Source organism: Variovorax sp. GW821-FHT09D04, from assembly GCF_059416405.1.
Map to the genome: position 1 here is coordinate 72,774 of NZ_JBWKPA010000014.1, position 13,501 is coordinate 86,274.

Sequence of the window (13,501 nt, forward strand, 5' to 3'; positions counted from 1 at the left end):
GTGGGTACCGCAGTACAGAGCCGGCGCGCCGCCGGGAGTTCCCCGTGGACGGCGCGACCGAGGCGCTGGAATTGACAAACGAGTGCGGCAGATGCCGCGCGGGCGAGAGCTTAAAGGCTGTTCAAGAAAGGCGCTGACGGGTCAGCGTTGCACGCGCACCAGCGCCGATTCGAGACCGCCGCCGTCGAGCCGTTCCTTGAGCCGGTCGGCGTCGTCCTTCTTGTTGAACGGACCCGCGCGCACGCGGTAGACCGTGCGACCGGCCTGCTCGCGCTCGGTGACCTTGGCCTCGACGCCCATGAGCGACAGCTTGGCGCGCTGCGCCTCGGCGTCGTCGGTGGTGCGGAAGGCGCCAGCCTGCACGAAGTACATGAAGGGATCGGCACCCGACGACGACGGTGCGGCGGCCGTGTGGCTCGGCGCGGCGGACGCGGTGGTCGTGCTGCCGCCTGCGCGGGCCCGGGCGAGGTCGCCCAGCGGATCGTTCGACGGCGGCAGGGCGTTGGCTTCGGCCGGCACCGGCGCGGGACGCGCCGGCTTGGGCGCCACCACCACGGGGGCCGGGGCGGTGACCGGCGCGGTGGCGACGGGCGGCGTGCCGGGGGCCACGGTGGCGGGCGCGCCGGTGATCGGGTTCACCGGGCCGGTGGCCGTGGCGGCCGGGGGCGTGGCGGCGGGCTTGGGCGCGCCGGCCTTGCCGGCCAGCGGCGCGTTCGGGTCCCAGTCGCGGTTCTTGCGGGCTTCGGCTTCGTCCTGCTCGGCACCGCCGCGTTGCGTCTTGTTGACGAACGGGATCGGCACCTTGGTGACGTAGACCGCGATGCCCAGGGCGACGCCCAGACCGAGCACCAGGCCGATGATCAGCCCGATGACGATGTTGCCGCGTTGTCTGCTTGTCTTCTTCATGTTCAGAGGGTGATTCACATCTTGCTCGGCGCACTGACGCCGAGGATCGCGAGGCCATTGTGCAGCACCTGCGCGGCCGCTGCGACGAGTGCGAGACGCGCCAGCTTGACCGGCTCGTCGTCCACCAGGATGCGCTCGGCATCGTAGTAGCTGTGGTAGCTGGCCGCGAGTTCGCGCAGGTAGAAAGTCACGTCGTGCGGCGCGAAATCCTTCGCCGCGGCCGTCAGCATGGCCGGGTACTTGGCCAGCAGCAGCATCAGCGCCTGGGCCGCCGGGCTGTCCAGCGGCGACAGGTCGACCGCCTTGAGCGCGGCCACGTCGCCGCCCCAGGCCGCGAGCACCGAGCAGATGCGCGCGTGGGCGTACTGCACGTAGTACACGGGGTTGTCGTTGTTCTTGGTGACCGCTAGGTCGACGTCGAAGGTGTATTCGGTGTCGGGCTTGCGGCTGAGCAGGAAGAAGCGCACGGCATCGGTGCTGGTCCACTCGATCAGGTCGCGCAGCGTGACGTAGCTGCCGGCGCGCTTGCTGATCTTGACCTCTTCGCCGCCCTTCATGACGCGCACCATGGTGTGCAGCACGTAGTCGGGGTAGCCCTCGGGAATGCCTTCGCCCGCGGCCTGCAGGCCGGCGCGCACGCGCGCGATGGTGCCGTGGTGGTCGGTGCCCTGGATGTTCACGACCTTGTGAAAGCCCCGTTCCCACTTGGCGATGTGATACGCGACGTCGGGCACGAAGTAGGTGTACGTGCCGTCCTGCTTCTTCATCACGCGGTCTTTGTCGTCGCCGTAGTCGGTCGACTTCAGCCACAGCGCGCCATCTTGTTCGTAGGTCTTGCCGGCGGCCACGAGCTTGGCCACGGCCGCCTCGACGCGGCCGCTGGTGTAGAGGCTGGACTCGAGGTAGTAGTTGTCGAAGCGCACGCGGAAGGCCTGCAGATCGAGGTCCTGCTCGCGGCGCAGGTAGGCCACGGCGAATTCGCGGATGCTGTCCAGGTCGTCGATGTCGCCGCTGGCGGTGTACTCGCGGTCGTCGGACTTGACGGTCTTCTTCGCCTTGAAGTCCTCGGCGATGTCGGCGATGTAGTCGCCGTTGTAGGCCGGTGCCTTTTCACCGCTGGGCCACTCGGGGTCGCCGGGCTTGAAGCCTTTGGCGCGCAGCTGCGTGCTGTTGGCCAGCGTCTGGATCTGCACGCCGGCGTCGTTGTAATAGAACTCGCGCCACACGCTCTGGCCCTGCGAGGCCTGCAGATTGCAGATGGCGTCGCCCAGCGCGGCCTGGCGGCCGTGGCCGACGTGCAGCGGACCGGTCGGGTTGGCCGAGACGAACTCGACCAGCACCTTTTCGCCGGTGGCGGGCTGCTGGCCGAAGGCTTCGCCGGCGGCCAGCACCTCGCGCACGATCTGCTGCTTGGCGGCAGCCTTCAGGCGGATGTTGAGGAAGCCGGGGCCGGCGATCTCGATGGCCTCGACCCATTGGCTGAAAGCGGGGGTGGCGAGCAGCGCAGCGCTCAGTTCCTCGGCCAGTTCGCGGGGCTTGCGCCCCAGCGGCTTGGCGAGCTGCATGGCAGCGGTGCTGGCGAAATCGCCGTGCGCCGCCACCTTGGGCGACTCGAACGCGGCTTTGGCACCGGCGCCGGGAGAGAGGGTTTCGAGCGTGTTCGCGAGCGCCGCGAGCAGCTCCTGTTTGACCAATAGCATCTGTGAATTTTACCGGGGGCAAACCCGGACCCAGTTAACGATCGTCATCCGATGGGCGATGTCGCCCGTTAGGATGGTCGGCCCCGAGGCGGGGCGTCTGTCACAACCCAACCTTGCAAGGACATATCCACCATGAAGAAGCTCCTTTCCCTGGTCGCCTCCACCGTCGCGCTCGGCGCCTGCCTGTCGTTCAGCGCCTACGCGCAGGACAAGGCACCCGCCCCGGTCGTGGCCCCCGCTGCCGCCGCCGCACCTGCGGCAGCCCCTGCCGCCGCGGCCGCACCCGCCGGTGGCGCCAGCTGCGATGCCAAGGCCATCGACAAGAACGGCAAGCCCCTGGCCGGCGCTGCCAAGAACAGCTTCATGAAGAAGTGCACCAAGGCCGCCGCCGGACCCGCCTGCGCCGCCAAGGCGGTCGACAAGAACGGCAAGGCCCTGGCCGGTGCCGCCAAGAACAGCTTCATGAAGAAGTGCGAAGCCGACGCGGCCAAGGCCTGATCCGGCGCGGCGCCGTGTGGCGCTGACATTTGTTACTCCCGAAGGGCCCGCTCATGCGGGCCTTTTCTTTTGTCTTTTGTGTTGATTACTTGCCGAAGCCGCGCGCCAGGAACACCGCCACCAGCGGGATCAGCGCGATCAGGTGCGCCTGGATCATCACCAGCTTGCGCGTCTTCAGGATGTCGGCCTCCGCGGGCAGCTTGCCCGTGGCGCGCAGCGTCTTGCGCCAGCGGAAGTAGGTCAGCGTCGGGAAGATCGACAGCACGCCCACGATGATGAACAGCGTGAGCTTCACGTGCAGCAGCGGGTTGGTCCAGTACCAGGCCGTGCCCTTCACGCCCCACCAGGTGCGCGCGATGCCGGTGGCCAGCACCGCGATGGCGGCGATGCCGTAGACCATGTCGACCTTGGCCAGCCGCTCGACCACGGCGGCATTGAGCCATTGCACGCGGCACAGCGCGGCTTCACTGGAGATGAACACGACCATCGTCAGGATGGCCAACAGATGCAGGTAGGCGAGGATGGCTTCGAGGGTCATCGGAAACTTTCTTCATCGGGGGTTGCAAGCAAATGCAAAAAGCATTGTGCCGCCCGGTCACGATTTCAGGACCGCCCGCCCCAGAATTCCGGCTGCCCGTACTGCGCTTTGAGGAAATCAAGCCACAGTCGCACGCGCAGCGGCAGGTGCTTGGTGCCTGTGAACACCGCATAGATGCCGTTGGGCGGCGCGGCGAAGTCGTCGAGCAGGGGCACGAGCAGGCCCGCATCGATCTCGGCCTCGACCTCCCAGGTGCTGCGCCAGGCGATGCCGTGGCCCGCCAGGCACCAGTCGTGCAGCACCTGGCCGTCGGAACAATCGAGCGGACCGCTGGGGCGCAGGTGAATGAGCTCCTGCACGCCCTCCTCACTGGTAATGCGAAAGGCCCAGCCGCGCGTCTGCGAGGCATCGCTCGACAGCGTGAGGCAGGCAAAGCGCGACAGTTCGCTCGGGTGTTTGGGCGCGCCGTGGCGGCGCAGAAACTCGGGCGTGGCGACGCAGCGGCGGCGGTTGTCGGCCAGGCGCACGCTCACGAGCGACGAGTCGGGCAGGTCGCCCACGCGCACGGCGCAGTCGAAGCTCTCGCCCGTGACGTCGACCACGCGGTCGCTGAGGTTCAGCGAGATCGTCACCTCGGGGTGCAGCGCATGAAAGCGCGGCACCAGCGGCGCGACGTGGCGGCGGCCGAAGCCGGCCGGCGCGGTCACGCGCAGGTGGCCGCTGGCCTTCACGCCGCCGGCGCTCACGCTGGCCTCGGCGTTCGCGAACTCGGTCAACAGGCGCTGGCAGTCTTCGAGAAAGGCGCTGCCTTCGTGCGTGAGTGCGATGCGCCGCGTGGTGCGCACCAGCAGCTTGACGCCCAGGCGTTCTTCGAGCGCGTCGATGCGACGGCCCATGATCGCGGGCGCCACGCCTTCCGCCTTGGCCGCCGCGGTGAGGCTGCCGCGGGTCGCGACCGAGACAAAGGATTCGAGCTGCTTGAGGCGGTCCATGGCGCGGGAACTATATCGCCCGCCGCGCATGGAGCAGGGACTCAGTCGCCGGCCGTGACGCCCTGCGCCCGCAGCGCGGCGATGTCGCCGTCGCTGTAGCCCACTTCCTTCAGCAGCGCCGCGCTGTGCTCGCCGATGTGCGGCGGCTGCAGGCGGATGCCGGGGCGCTCGCCGCCCAGCGTGAACGGCGCGAGCGGCACCTTGGCCATGTGGCCGTCGTTCATGCGCACCGGCGCGAGGCCGCCGGTGGCGTTGAGGTGCGGGTCGTCGAACAGCTCCTGCGGCTTGGTGATGGGCGCGAAGGGCAGCTCGTTCTGCTCGAACACCGCACTGAGTTCGGCCGCGCTGTGGTTGGCGAGGTGCGAGCGCAGGATCGGCATCATCCAGTCGCGTGCGCGCACGCGGTCGTTGTTGGTCTTCAGGCGCGGGTCGGCCAGCATCTCCTCGAGGCCGAAGGCCTTGCAGAAGATGGCCCACTGCTTGTCGCTCACGGCCGCCAGGAAGATCTGCTCGCCGTCCTTCACCGTGAACACGTCGTACACGGCCCAGGCCGAGATGCGGCTGGGCATCGGGTCGGCGGCCTTGCCCGTGGCGGCGAACTGCATCATGTGCTGCGCGACGAGGAACACGTTGTTCTCGAACAGCGCCGACTGCACCTCGCAGCCCTTGCCCGTGAGCTCGCGCTGGCGCAGCGCGGCCATCGCGCCGATGGCGCCGAACATGCCGCCCATGATGTCGTTCACGCTGGTGCCCGCGCGCAGCGGATCGCCGGCGCGGCCGGTCATGTAGGCCAGGCCGCCCATCATCTGCACCACCTCGTCGAGGGCGGTGCGGTGGTCGTACGGGCCGGGCAGGAAGCCCTTGTGGCTCACGTAGATGAGGCGCGGGTTGAGCTTGGCGAGCGTGTCGTAGTCGAGCCCCAGCTTCTTCATCGTGCCGGGCTTGAAGTTCTCGCTCACGATGTCGGCGGTGGCGATGAGGCGCAGCGCCGCTTCCACGCCCTCGGGCTTCTTCAGGTCGAGCGCGATGCTCTTCTTGTTGCGGTTGAAGGTCGGGAAGAAGCCCGCGCCCGAGCCCAGCAGGCGGCGCGTGTTGTCGCCCTCGATGGGCTCGACCTTGATGACCTCGGCGCCCAGGTCGGCCAGCAGCAGGCCGCAGGTCGGGCCCATGACCATGTGGGTGAACTCGACGACGCGCACGCCCGCGTAGGGCAAGGGATTGGCTTCAGACATGAGAGAGGGTTTCCTGGACAAAGCCCTTGGGCAGGCCGGCTTCGGGCGTCATGCCGTAAACCGGCTCGCCGGGCAGGCCGGCCTTGAGCGGCGCACGCGCCGCGATGAGTTTGTCGATGTCGATGCCGGTGCGCACGCCCATGGCCTCGAACATGAAGACGAGGTCTTCGGTGACCGCATTGCCCGACGCGCCCGGCGCATACGGGCAGCCGCCGAGGCCGCCGAGCGAGGCGTCGAAGGTGCGCACGCCCTCGTCCCACGCGGCCAGGCAGTTGGCGATGCCCAGGCCGCGCGTGTTGTGCATGTGGGCCGCGCCCGCGTGCACGCCGAGTTCGGCGCGCAGCCGCTTGAAGAGGCGGCGCACCTGCGCGGGGTTGGCGTAGCCCACGGTGTCCGACAGGCCGACCTCTTGCGCGCCGGCCTCGACGCACTGCACCGCCAGGCGGATCACGTCGTCTTCCGGCACCAGCCCCTGCAGCGTGCAGCCGAAGGCGGTGGAGATGCCGGCTTCGAGCTTCACCTGCGGCGCGAGGGCGCCGCGCAGTTCGGCGATGGCGCGCACCTCCTCGACCATCTCCGTGGGCGTCTTGCGCACGTTGGCCAGTGAATGCGCGACGCTGGCCGACACCGGCATCGTGAGCTTGTGCACGCCGGCCTCGAGCGCGGCCTGCGCGCCCTTGCGGTTGGGCACCAGCGCCATCACCACGAGGCCGGGCAGCGTGACGGCATGGCGCACCACCTCGGCGGCATCGGCCATCTGCGGCAGCAGCTTCGCGGGCACGAACGAGGCGACCTCGATCTCGCGCAGGCCGGCGGCATGCAGCGCATCGATCCAGCGCAGCTTGTCGGCCGTGGGCATGGTGGCCTTCACGGACTGCAGGCCGTCGCGCGGACCGACCTCGCTGATGAGAACGTCGGGGGAGGTCATCGGGTGTTTTCTTGACTGTTCTATCTTGCAGAACTATATTCTGTTAAACAGAATTAAATCGGCAAGCTCGCCGACTGTCAAGCCACGCCATGCCCCGCAAAGCCCAGACCGAATCGGTGTCCGACCTCAACGCCGCCCCCGGCGGCGCCGCCGCGGTCGACCGCGCGCTGAGCCTGCTGTCGGCCTTCCGGCCCGGCGACGAGGCGCTGTCGCTCGCGCAGTTCGCCGAGCGCACGCAGCTCTACAAGAGCACGGTGCTGCGCCTGCTGGCCTCGCTCGAACACGCGCGGCTCATCCGCCGGCAGGACGACGGGCGCTATGCGCTGGGGCTGGAGATCGCGCGGCTGCACGGGCTGTACGCCGCGTCGCAGTCGCTCGACCGCCTCGTGCTGCCGGTGCTTCGCACGCTCGCCGCCGCCACCGGCGAGAGCGCGGCGTACCACGTGCGGCAGGACCAGGGCGACAGCTGGGTGCGGCTGTGCCAGTTCCGCGTCGATTCCTCGCATGTGGTGCGCGACCACGTGCGCGCGGGCGACCTGCTGCCCAATGACCGGGGCGCGGGCGCGCGCGTGCTGATCGCTTTCGGGCCCGAGGCCGAACGGCCGCGCGGGGCGAAGGAGCGCAAGCTGTACGACGCGATCCGCGCGCAAGGCTATTGCGCGCTGGTGGGCGACCGCACGGCCGAACTGGCGGGCATCTCGGCGCCGGTGTTCCATGCGGATGGCGGCCTGGCCGCGGCGGTCACGCTGACGATGCCGACGCACCGCTATGACGAGGGCTATCTCGAGCCCGTGCGCGCGGCGGCGAAGGCGCTCAGCGGGCAGGTCTGAGCATCAGGATTCAGCCTTGAAGCCCGAATTCTTGATCGGCAGTTCCCACCGCTTCAGGTGCGTCGCCTGGATCGTCGCCAGCTCCGCCGGCCCCGCATGCGCCGGCACGAGGCCCAGCGCGTAGATCTTTTCCTGCACATCGGGCATGCGCAGCGCGTCGGCCACGGCCTTGTCGATGCGCGCGACCAGCTCGGGCGACATGCCAGGCGGGCCATACAGCCCGAAGAAGGCATCGGCCGTCACGTTGATGCCCGCTTCTTTCAGCGTCGGCACGTCGGGCAGCGCGCGGCTGCGCTTTTCGCCCGTCACCGCGAGGATGCGGACCTTGCCCGCGCGGTGGTGCTCGATGGTTTCCGAGGCGGTGTCGACCATCAGCGGCACCTGTCCGCCGATGAGGTCCTGCGCGGCCGGCGCGCCGCCGCGGTAGGCGACGTGCGTCATCGGCACGCCCGAGGCCTGCGCCAGCAGCTGGCCCGCGAAGTGCGGCACCGTGCCGGCGCCCGAGGTCGCGTAGTTGGCCTTGCCCGGGTTGGCCTTCATCCAGGCCAGCACCGCCTTCAGGTCGCCCGCCGGCGCGCCCGGCCCGGCCGTCACGGCGAAGTCGAAGGTGCTGCCGAGCGAGATCGGCGTGAAGTCCTTCACCGTGTCGTAACCGAGGTTCGAATACAGCCACGGGTGGATCACCATCGCGCCGCTGGGCGAGAAGATGAGCACGCTGCCGTCCGGCGGCGAGCGCTTGAGCTCGGCCAGCGCCAGCCGGCCGGCCGCGCCGGGCTTGTTGTCGACGATGACGTTCTGTCCGAGCGACACGCGCATCTTGTCGGCCAGGATCCGCGCGACCACGTCCGCCGACCCGCCCGGCGGAAAGCCGATCAGGATGCGCACCGTGCGCTCCTGCGCGAACGCCATCGGCGCGAAGGCCGTGGCGGTGATGACGGCAGCGGCCTGCGCTGCGAACTGGCGGCGTTGCATGGGGCGGTCTCCTCGGGGTGGTTGTTCTTCGGTGTGCTCTGTGCGTGTAGCCGTCAGCGCAGCGCGGCCAGCAGCGCCTCGTTCTGCGCCGGCAGGCCGACGCTCACGCGCAGCCATTGCGGCAGGCCGTAGGGGCCGAGCAGCGAGACCTCGATGCCGGCGGCCAGCAGGCGCGCGTGCACGGCCGGCGCATCGCCGACCTGCACCATCAGGAAGTTGCCCGACGACGGGACGTACGGCAGGCCCAGCGCGGTGAAGCCCGCGGCGAGCTGTTCGCGCCCGGCGGTGTTGAGCTCGTAGGTGCGCGCCAGGAAGTCGGTGTCGCCCAGCGCCGCCACGGCCGCGGCCTGGGCCGGCGTCGTCACGTTGAAGCGCGGGCGGTGCGCGTTCATGCGCGCCGTGAGCGCCGGCTGCGACACGCCGTAGCCGATGCGCAGCCCCGCCAGGCCGAAGGCCTTGGAGAAGGTGCGCGCCACGATCAGGTTGGGCAGGCGGCGCACCCATTCGATGCTGTCGTAGCGCTGCGCGGGCGACAGGTACTCGGTGTAGGCCTCGTCGAGCAGCACCGTCACGTGCGCGGGCACCGATTGCAGAAACTCGCGCAGCGGCGCAGCATCGATGAAGGTGCCGGTCGGGTTGTTCGGGTTGGCGACGAAGACCAGCTTCGTGTCGTCGCCGATGGCGGCGCGCATCGCGTCGAGGTCGTGGCCGAAGTCGCGCGAGGGCACGACGGTGGCGCGCGCGTGGGCGTGCGCCGTGGCCGCCGCATAGACGATGAAGCCGTACTGCGAATAGACGACGTTCTCGCCCGGCTTGAGGCTGACCTGCGCCGCGAGCTCGAGGATTTCGCTCGACCCGCTGCCCAGCGTGAGCCACTCGGGCGGCACGTCGAGCCGCGCGGCCAGCGCCTGCTTGAGCGCGGTGCCGTTGCTGTCGGGGTAGTTGCCCGCACCTTCGAGGGCGGCAGCGGCGGCGCGGCGGGCCGACTCGGGCATGCCGAGCGGGTTTTCGTTGGAAGCCAGGAGGATCATTGCGGCGGGAGCTGATTATTTAAGAAGTTAAATATATACAGCTGCCACCGGCCCGGCCTCAGGGCCTACCCTTTGAAGTGGGGCCTGGGTCCTGGTCGATTACCTTCATTTTTGTCACAGATAAATCTCACTTTCGGCTCTTACTCGCCCGCAAAGTATCGAATACAGTTCTCCCATGGCTTCACCTGGGGCAAGTGCGCCCCACTGCTGCGCCGCCCCCCGATTTCCTGTTTTTTGCATTGCGTTCCCCAAGGAGAAACACATGACCGACCGCACCACCGCCCACCGACTCCAGGTCGCGACCGAACTGCACCGCTTCGTCGAAGAGAAGGTCCTGCCCGCCAGCGGCGTGGCCAGCGACGTGTTCTGGAAGGGCTTCGATGCCATCGTCCATGACCTGGCGCCCAAGAACGTCGCCCTGCTCGCCGAGCGCGACCGCCTGCAGAGCGAACTCGACGCCTGGCACAAGAAGAACCCCGGCCCGATCGCCGACATGCCGGCCTACCGCGCCTTCCTGGAAAAGATCGGCTACCTGCTGCCGCAACCCAAGGGCGTGAAGGCCACCACGGCCAACGTCGACTCCGAACTCGCGCTGCAGGCCGGCCCGCAGCTGGTGGTGCCGATCCTGAACGCGCGCTACGCCCTGAACGCCGCCAACGCGCGCTGGGGTTCGCTGTACGACGCGCTGTACGGCACCGACGCCATTCCCGAAACCGGCGGCGCCGAAAAGGGCAAGGGCTACAACCCCGTGCGCGGCGCCAAGGTCATCGAGTTCGCGCGCAACGTGCTCGACCAGGCCGCCCCGCTGGCCAACGGCTCGCACAAGAACGCCACCGGCTACAGCGTGAAGGACGGCCAGCTGGTCGTCGCGCTGCAAGGCAGCACCACCGGCCTGGCCGATGCGTCGCAGTTCGTCGGCTACCAGGGCGATGCCGCCGCGCCGTCGTCGGTGCTGCTCAAGCACAACGGCATCCACCTGGACATCCGCATCGATCGCAGCACCGCCATCGGCAAGAGCGATGCGGCCGGCGTGAGCGACCTGGTGCTCGAAGCCGCGCTCTCGACCATCCTCGACCTGGAAGACTCGGTGGCCGTGGTCGACGCGGCCGACAAGGTCGTCGCGTACGCCAACTGGCTGGGCATCGTGCAGGGCACGCTCACCGAAGAAGTCGCCAAGGGCGGCAAGACCTTCACGCGCGGCCTGAATGCCGACCGCGAGTACACCGGCGCCAACGGCCAGCCGCTGAAGCTGCACGGCCGCTCGCTCATGTTCCTGCGCAACGTGGGCCACCTGATGACCAACCCGGCCATCCTGTATGAAGGCGGCAAGGAAATCCCCGAAGGCATCCTGGACGCCGTGGTCACCACCACCATCGCGATGATCGACGTCAAGCGCAAGGGCAACTCGCGCACCGGCAGCATCTACATCGTCAAGCCCAAGATGCACGGCCCGGCCGAAGTCGCTTTTGCCAGCGAGCTGTTCGGCCGCGTCGAGCAGCTGCTCGGCCTGCCCGCCAACACCGTCAAGCTCGGCATCATGGACGAGGAGCGCCGCACCAGCGTGAACCTGCAGGCCTGCATCGCCGAAGCTGCCGCGCGCGTGGCCTTCATCAACACCGGCTTCCTGGACCGCACTGGTGACGAGATGCACACCGCCATGCAGGGCGGCCCGATGATCCGCAAGGGCGACATGAAGTCCAGCGCCTGGATCGGCGCCTACGAAAAGAACAACGTGCTCGTCGGCCTGAACTGCGGCCTGCGCGGCAAGGCGCAGATCGGCAAGGGCATGTGGGCCATGCCCGACCTGATGGCTGCCATGCTCGAGCAGAAGATCGCCCACCCCAAGGCCGGCGCCAACACCGCCTGGGTGCCCTCGCCCACCGCCGCCACGCTGCACGCGCTGCACTACCACCAGGTCAGCGTGACCGCCGTGCAGCAGGAACTGGAAAAGATCGACGCCGACGGCGAGCGCGAGAACATCCTGAACGCACTCCTGCAGGTGCCGATCGCTGCGCAGGCGAAGTGGACCGACGCCGAGAAGCAGCAGGAAATCGACAACAACGTGCAAGGCATCCTGGGCTACGTGGTGCGCTGGGTCGACCAGGGCGTGGGCTGCTCGAAGGTGCCCGACATCCACAACGTCGGCCTCATGGAAGACCGCGCCACGCTGCGCATCTCCAGCCAGCACATCGCCAACTGGCTGCTGCACGGCGTGGTCACGAAGGCGCAGGTCGACGAGGCCTCCCAGCGCATGGCCAAGGTGGTCGACGAGCAGAACGCCGGCGACGCGCTGTACCAGCCGATGGCCGGCCACTTCGACACCTCGGCCGCCTACAAGGCCGCGCAAGACCTCGTGTTCAAGGGCATCGAGCAGCCCAGCGGCTACACCGAGCCGCTGCTGCACGCCTGGCGCCTGAAGGTCAAGGCCGCGGCCTGACGCGCGCCTTGTGCAGTGCCGGCCACCGCCGGCACTGACGCCTCGGAGACACGCAACGAACGGCGCCCTCGGGCGCCGTTCTGCATGGGGCGCGACATGCCGGTAGCATCGACGCCGCCCTCTTCTCCCTCTCTCCGGTCTCCGTCTCTTTCGATGAACAAGCACGCGGCTTCGCCGCCCCCGACCCGCGGGTCGACCTCGGCCGCTGCCATGCTGGTCGCACTGGCCACCGCCTTCGCGCTGAGCCAGGCCTTTCGCACCGTCGGCGCCATGATGGCCACGCCGCTCACGCAGCACTTCGGCCTCACGCCACAGGCGCTGGGCACCTGGGCCGGCACCTTCCATTTCACCTTCGGCATCATGCAGCTCGCGATGGGCGTGTCGATCGACCACTTCGGCGTGCGCCGCACCGTGCTCACCGCCTTTCCGCTCGCCATCGCGGGCGCCGCGCTGTGCACCGTGGCGCCGGGCTTCGGCGCGCTGCTGCTGGGGCAGGCGCTGATCGGCGTGGGCTGCGCGCCGGCCTTCCTGGCCTGCACCGTGTTCATCGCGCGGCACTTCGACGCCGCGCGCTTCACCGCCATGTCGGGGCTGGTGATGAGCCTCGCGGGCATGGGCATCCTGTTCACCGGCACGCCGCTGGCACTGCTGATCGAGGCCGCCTCGTGGCGCGCCGGCTATGCCGCGCTGACCGCCTTCGCCGTGCTCTCGTGGATCGTCATCTTCTGGCGCGTGCACGAGCCCGCACGCACGACGACAACAACGATCGCATCGGACGACCCCGCGCCCGAACGCCAGTCGCTGCGCCAGGCCGTGCGCGACCTGCTGCCGCTGTTCGCCATGCCGCACACACTCGGCCTTCTGTGCTTCGCCTGCGTGTCGTATGCGGCCTTCATCACGCTGCGCGGCCTGTGGCTGGGCCCCGTGCTGCACGACCGCCACGGCCTCTCGCTCGTGGCCAGCGGCAACGTGGCGCTGGTGATGACCGTCGCCGGCATGGCCAGCCCCATGCTGTTCGGCCGCCTCGACCCCGGCGGCGCACGCCGCACGCGCTGGATGATGCGCTGCGCCTTCGCCGGCGCGGCGATGTTCGCGGCCATGGCCCTCACGCAATCGCGCGCCATCGACATCGGCCTGCCGATCGTCTACGGCATGCTGTCGGGCTACAGCGTGCTGCTGTACGCGTACACCAAGAACGCCTACCCGGCGGCCGTGACGGGCCGCGCGATGGCGCTGCTCAACATGGCGATGTTCCTCGGCGTCTCGCTGATGCAATGGACCACCGGCGTGGCCGCCTCCTGGGCCGTGGCCCAGGGCAGCGAGCCGTTCCGCGCGGTGTTCCTCACGGTGAGCGGGATGCTGGCGGCGGGGACGCTGGCGTTTTGGCTGCTGCCGCGGGCGAAGGTGCCAGTGCGTCCCACGCCCTGATCACCGACA

Annotated in this window: 11 protein-coding genes and 1 pseudogene; 4 read left to right on the top strand and 8 right to left on the bottom strand. The window is 69.1% G+C overall.

Annotation, left to right across the window (positions count from 1 at the left end; translation table 11 throughout):
* Nucleotides 1–141: 141 nt before the first annotated feature.
* Complete coding sequence (locus tag AC07O4_RS29065) at nucleotides 142–906, bottom strand: SPOR domain-containing protein (RefSeq protein WP_095949698.1); 765 nt, start codon at nucleotides 904–906, stop codon at nucleotides 142–144.
* Between the two features lie 14 nt (nucleotides 907–920).
* Nucleotides 921–2,606, bottom strand: a complete 1,686-nt coding sequence (gene argS, locus AC07O4_RS29070) for an arginine--tRNA ligase (RefSeq protein ID WP_495306318.1) — start codon at nucleotides 2,604–2,606, stop codon at nucleotides 921–923.
* 132 nt (nucleotides 2,607–2,738) lie between these two features.
* Here argS and AC07O4_RS29075 point away from each other — a divergent pair, with 132 nt between their 5' ends.
* Nucleotides 2,739–3,104, top strand: a complete 366-nt coding sequence (locus AC07O4_RS29075) for a hypothetical protein (RefSeq protein WP_369631027.1) — start codon at nucleotides 2,739–2,741, stop codon at nucleotides 3,102–3,104.
* 85 nt (nucleotides 3,105–3,189) lie between these two features.
* Here the strand turns inward: AC07O4_RS29075 and AC07O4_RS29080 are convergent, their stop codons facing one another.
* From AC07O4_RS29080 to AC07O4_RS29095, 4 genes are all read right to left on the bottom strand, one after another.
* Nucleotides 3,190–3,642: a DUF2214 family protein gene (locus AC07O4_RS29080; protein WP_056584391.1), complete on the bottom strand. Its 453-nt coding sequence runs from the start codon at nucleotides 3,640–3,642 to the stop codon at nucleotides 3,190–3,192.
* 65 nt (nucleotides 3,643–3,707) lie between these two features.
* Nucleotides 3,708–4,634, bottom strand: coding sequence for a LysR family transcriptional regulator (locus AC07O4_RS29085; protein ID WP_070063730.1), 927 nt, complete (start codon nucleotides 4,632–4,634; stop codon nucleotides 3,708–3,710).
* A gap of 41 nt (nucleotides 4,635–4,675) precedes the next feature.
* Nucleotides 4,676–5,866 (bottom strand): CaiB/BaiF CoA transferase family protein, encoded by a 1,191-nt coding sequence (locus AC07O4_RS29090; RefSeq protein ID WP_495306319.1) that lies wholly within the window; start codon nucleotides 5,864–5,866, stop codon nucleotides 4,676–4,678.
* Nucleotides 5,859–6,794, bottom strand: a complete 936-nt coding sequence (locus tag AC07O4_RS29095; RefSeq protein ID WP_139702179.1) for a hydroxymethylglutaryl-CoA lyase — start codon at nucleotides 6,792–6,794, stop codon at nucleotides 5,859–5,861. The genes AC07O4_RS29090 and AC07O4_RS29095 overlap by 8 nt, the downstream gene beginning before the upstream one ends.
* Nucleotides 6,795–6,883: 89 nt before the next feature.
* Here AC07O4_RS29095 and AC07O4_RS29100 point away from each other — a divergent pair, with 89 nt between their 5' ends.
* Nucleotides 6,884–7,624, top strand: a complete 741-nt coding sequence (locus tag AC07O4_RS29100) for an IclR family transcriptional regulator (RefSeq protein ID WP_495306320.1) — start codon at nucleotides 6,884–6,886, stop codon at nucleotides 7,622–7,624.
* A 3-nt stretch (nucleotides 7,625–7,627) separates the two neighbouring features.
* Here AC07O4_RS29100 and AC07O4_RS29105 read toward each other — a convergent pair whose 3' ends face one another.
* Together AC07O4_RS29105 and hisC are read right to left on the bottom strand one after the other, a co-directional pair.
* Nucleotides 7,628–8,596, bottom strand: coding sequence for a Bug family tripartite tricarboxylate transporter substrate binding protein (locus AC07O4_RS29105; RefSeq protein ID WP_495306321.1), 969 nt, complete (start codon nucleotides 8,594–8,596; stop codon nucleotides 7,628–7,630).
* A 53-nt stretch (nucleotides 8,597–8,649) separates the two neighbouring features.
* A pseudogene (gene hisC, locus AC07O4_RS29110) lies at nucleotides 8,650–9,633 on the bottom strand (histidinol-phosphate transaminase); the annotation flags it as partial.
* A gap of 256 nt (nucleotides 9,634–9,889) precedes the next feature.
* Here hisC and AC07O4_RS29115 point away from each other — a divergent pair.
* Together AC07O4_RS29115 and AC07O4_RS29120 are read left to right on the top strand one after the other, a co-directional pair.
* Nucleotides 9,890–12,064, top strand: a complete 2,175-nt coding sequence (locus tag AC07O4_RS29115) for a malate synthase G (protein ID WP_495306322.1) — start codon at nucleotides 9,890–9,892, stop codon at nucleotides 12,062–12,064.
* Between the two features lie 153 nt (nucleotides 12,065–12,217).
* On the top strand, nucleotides 12,218–13,492 hold the full coding sequence (locus AC07O4_RS29120; RefSeq protein WP_495306323.1) for an MFS transporter: 1,275 nt from the start codon (nucleotides 12,218–12,220) through the stop codon (nucleotides 13,490–13,492).
* Nucleotides 13,493–13,501: the final 9 nt, after the last annotated feature.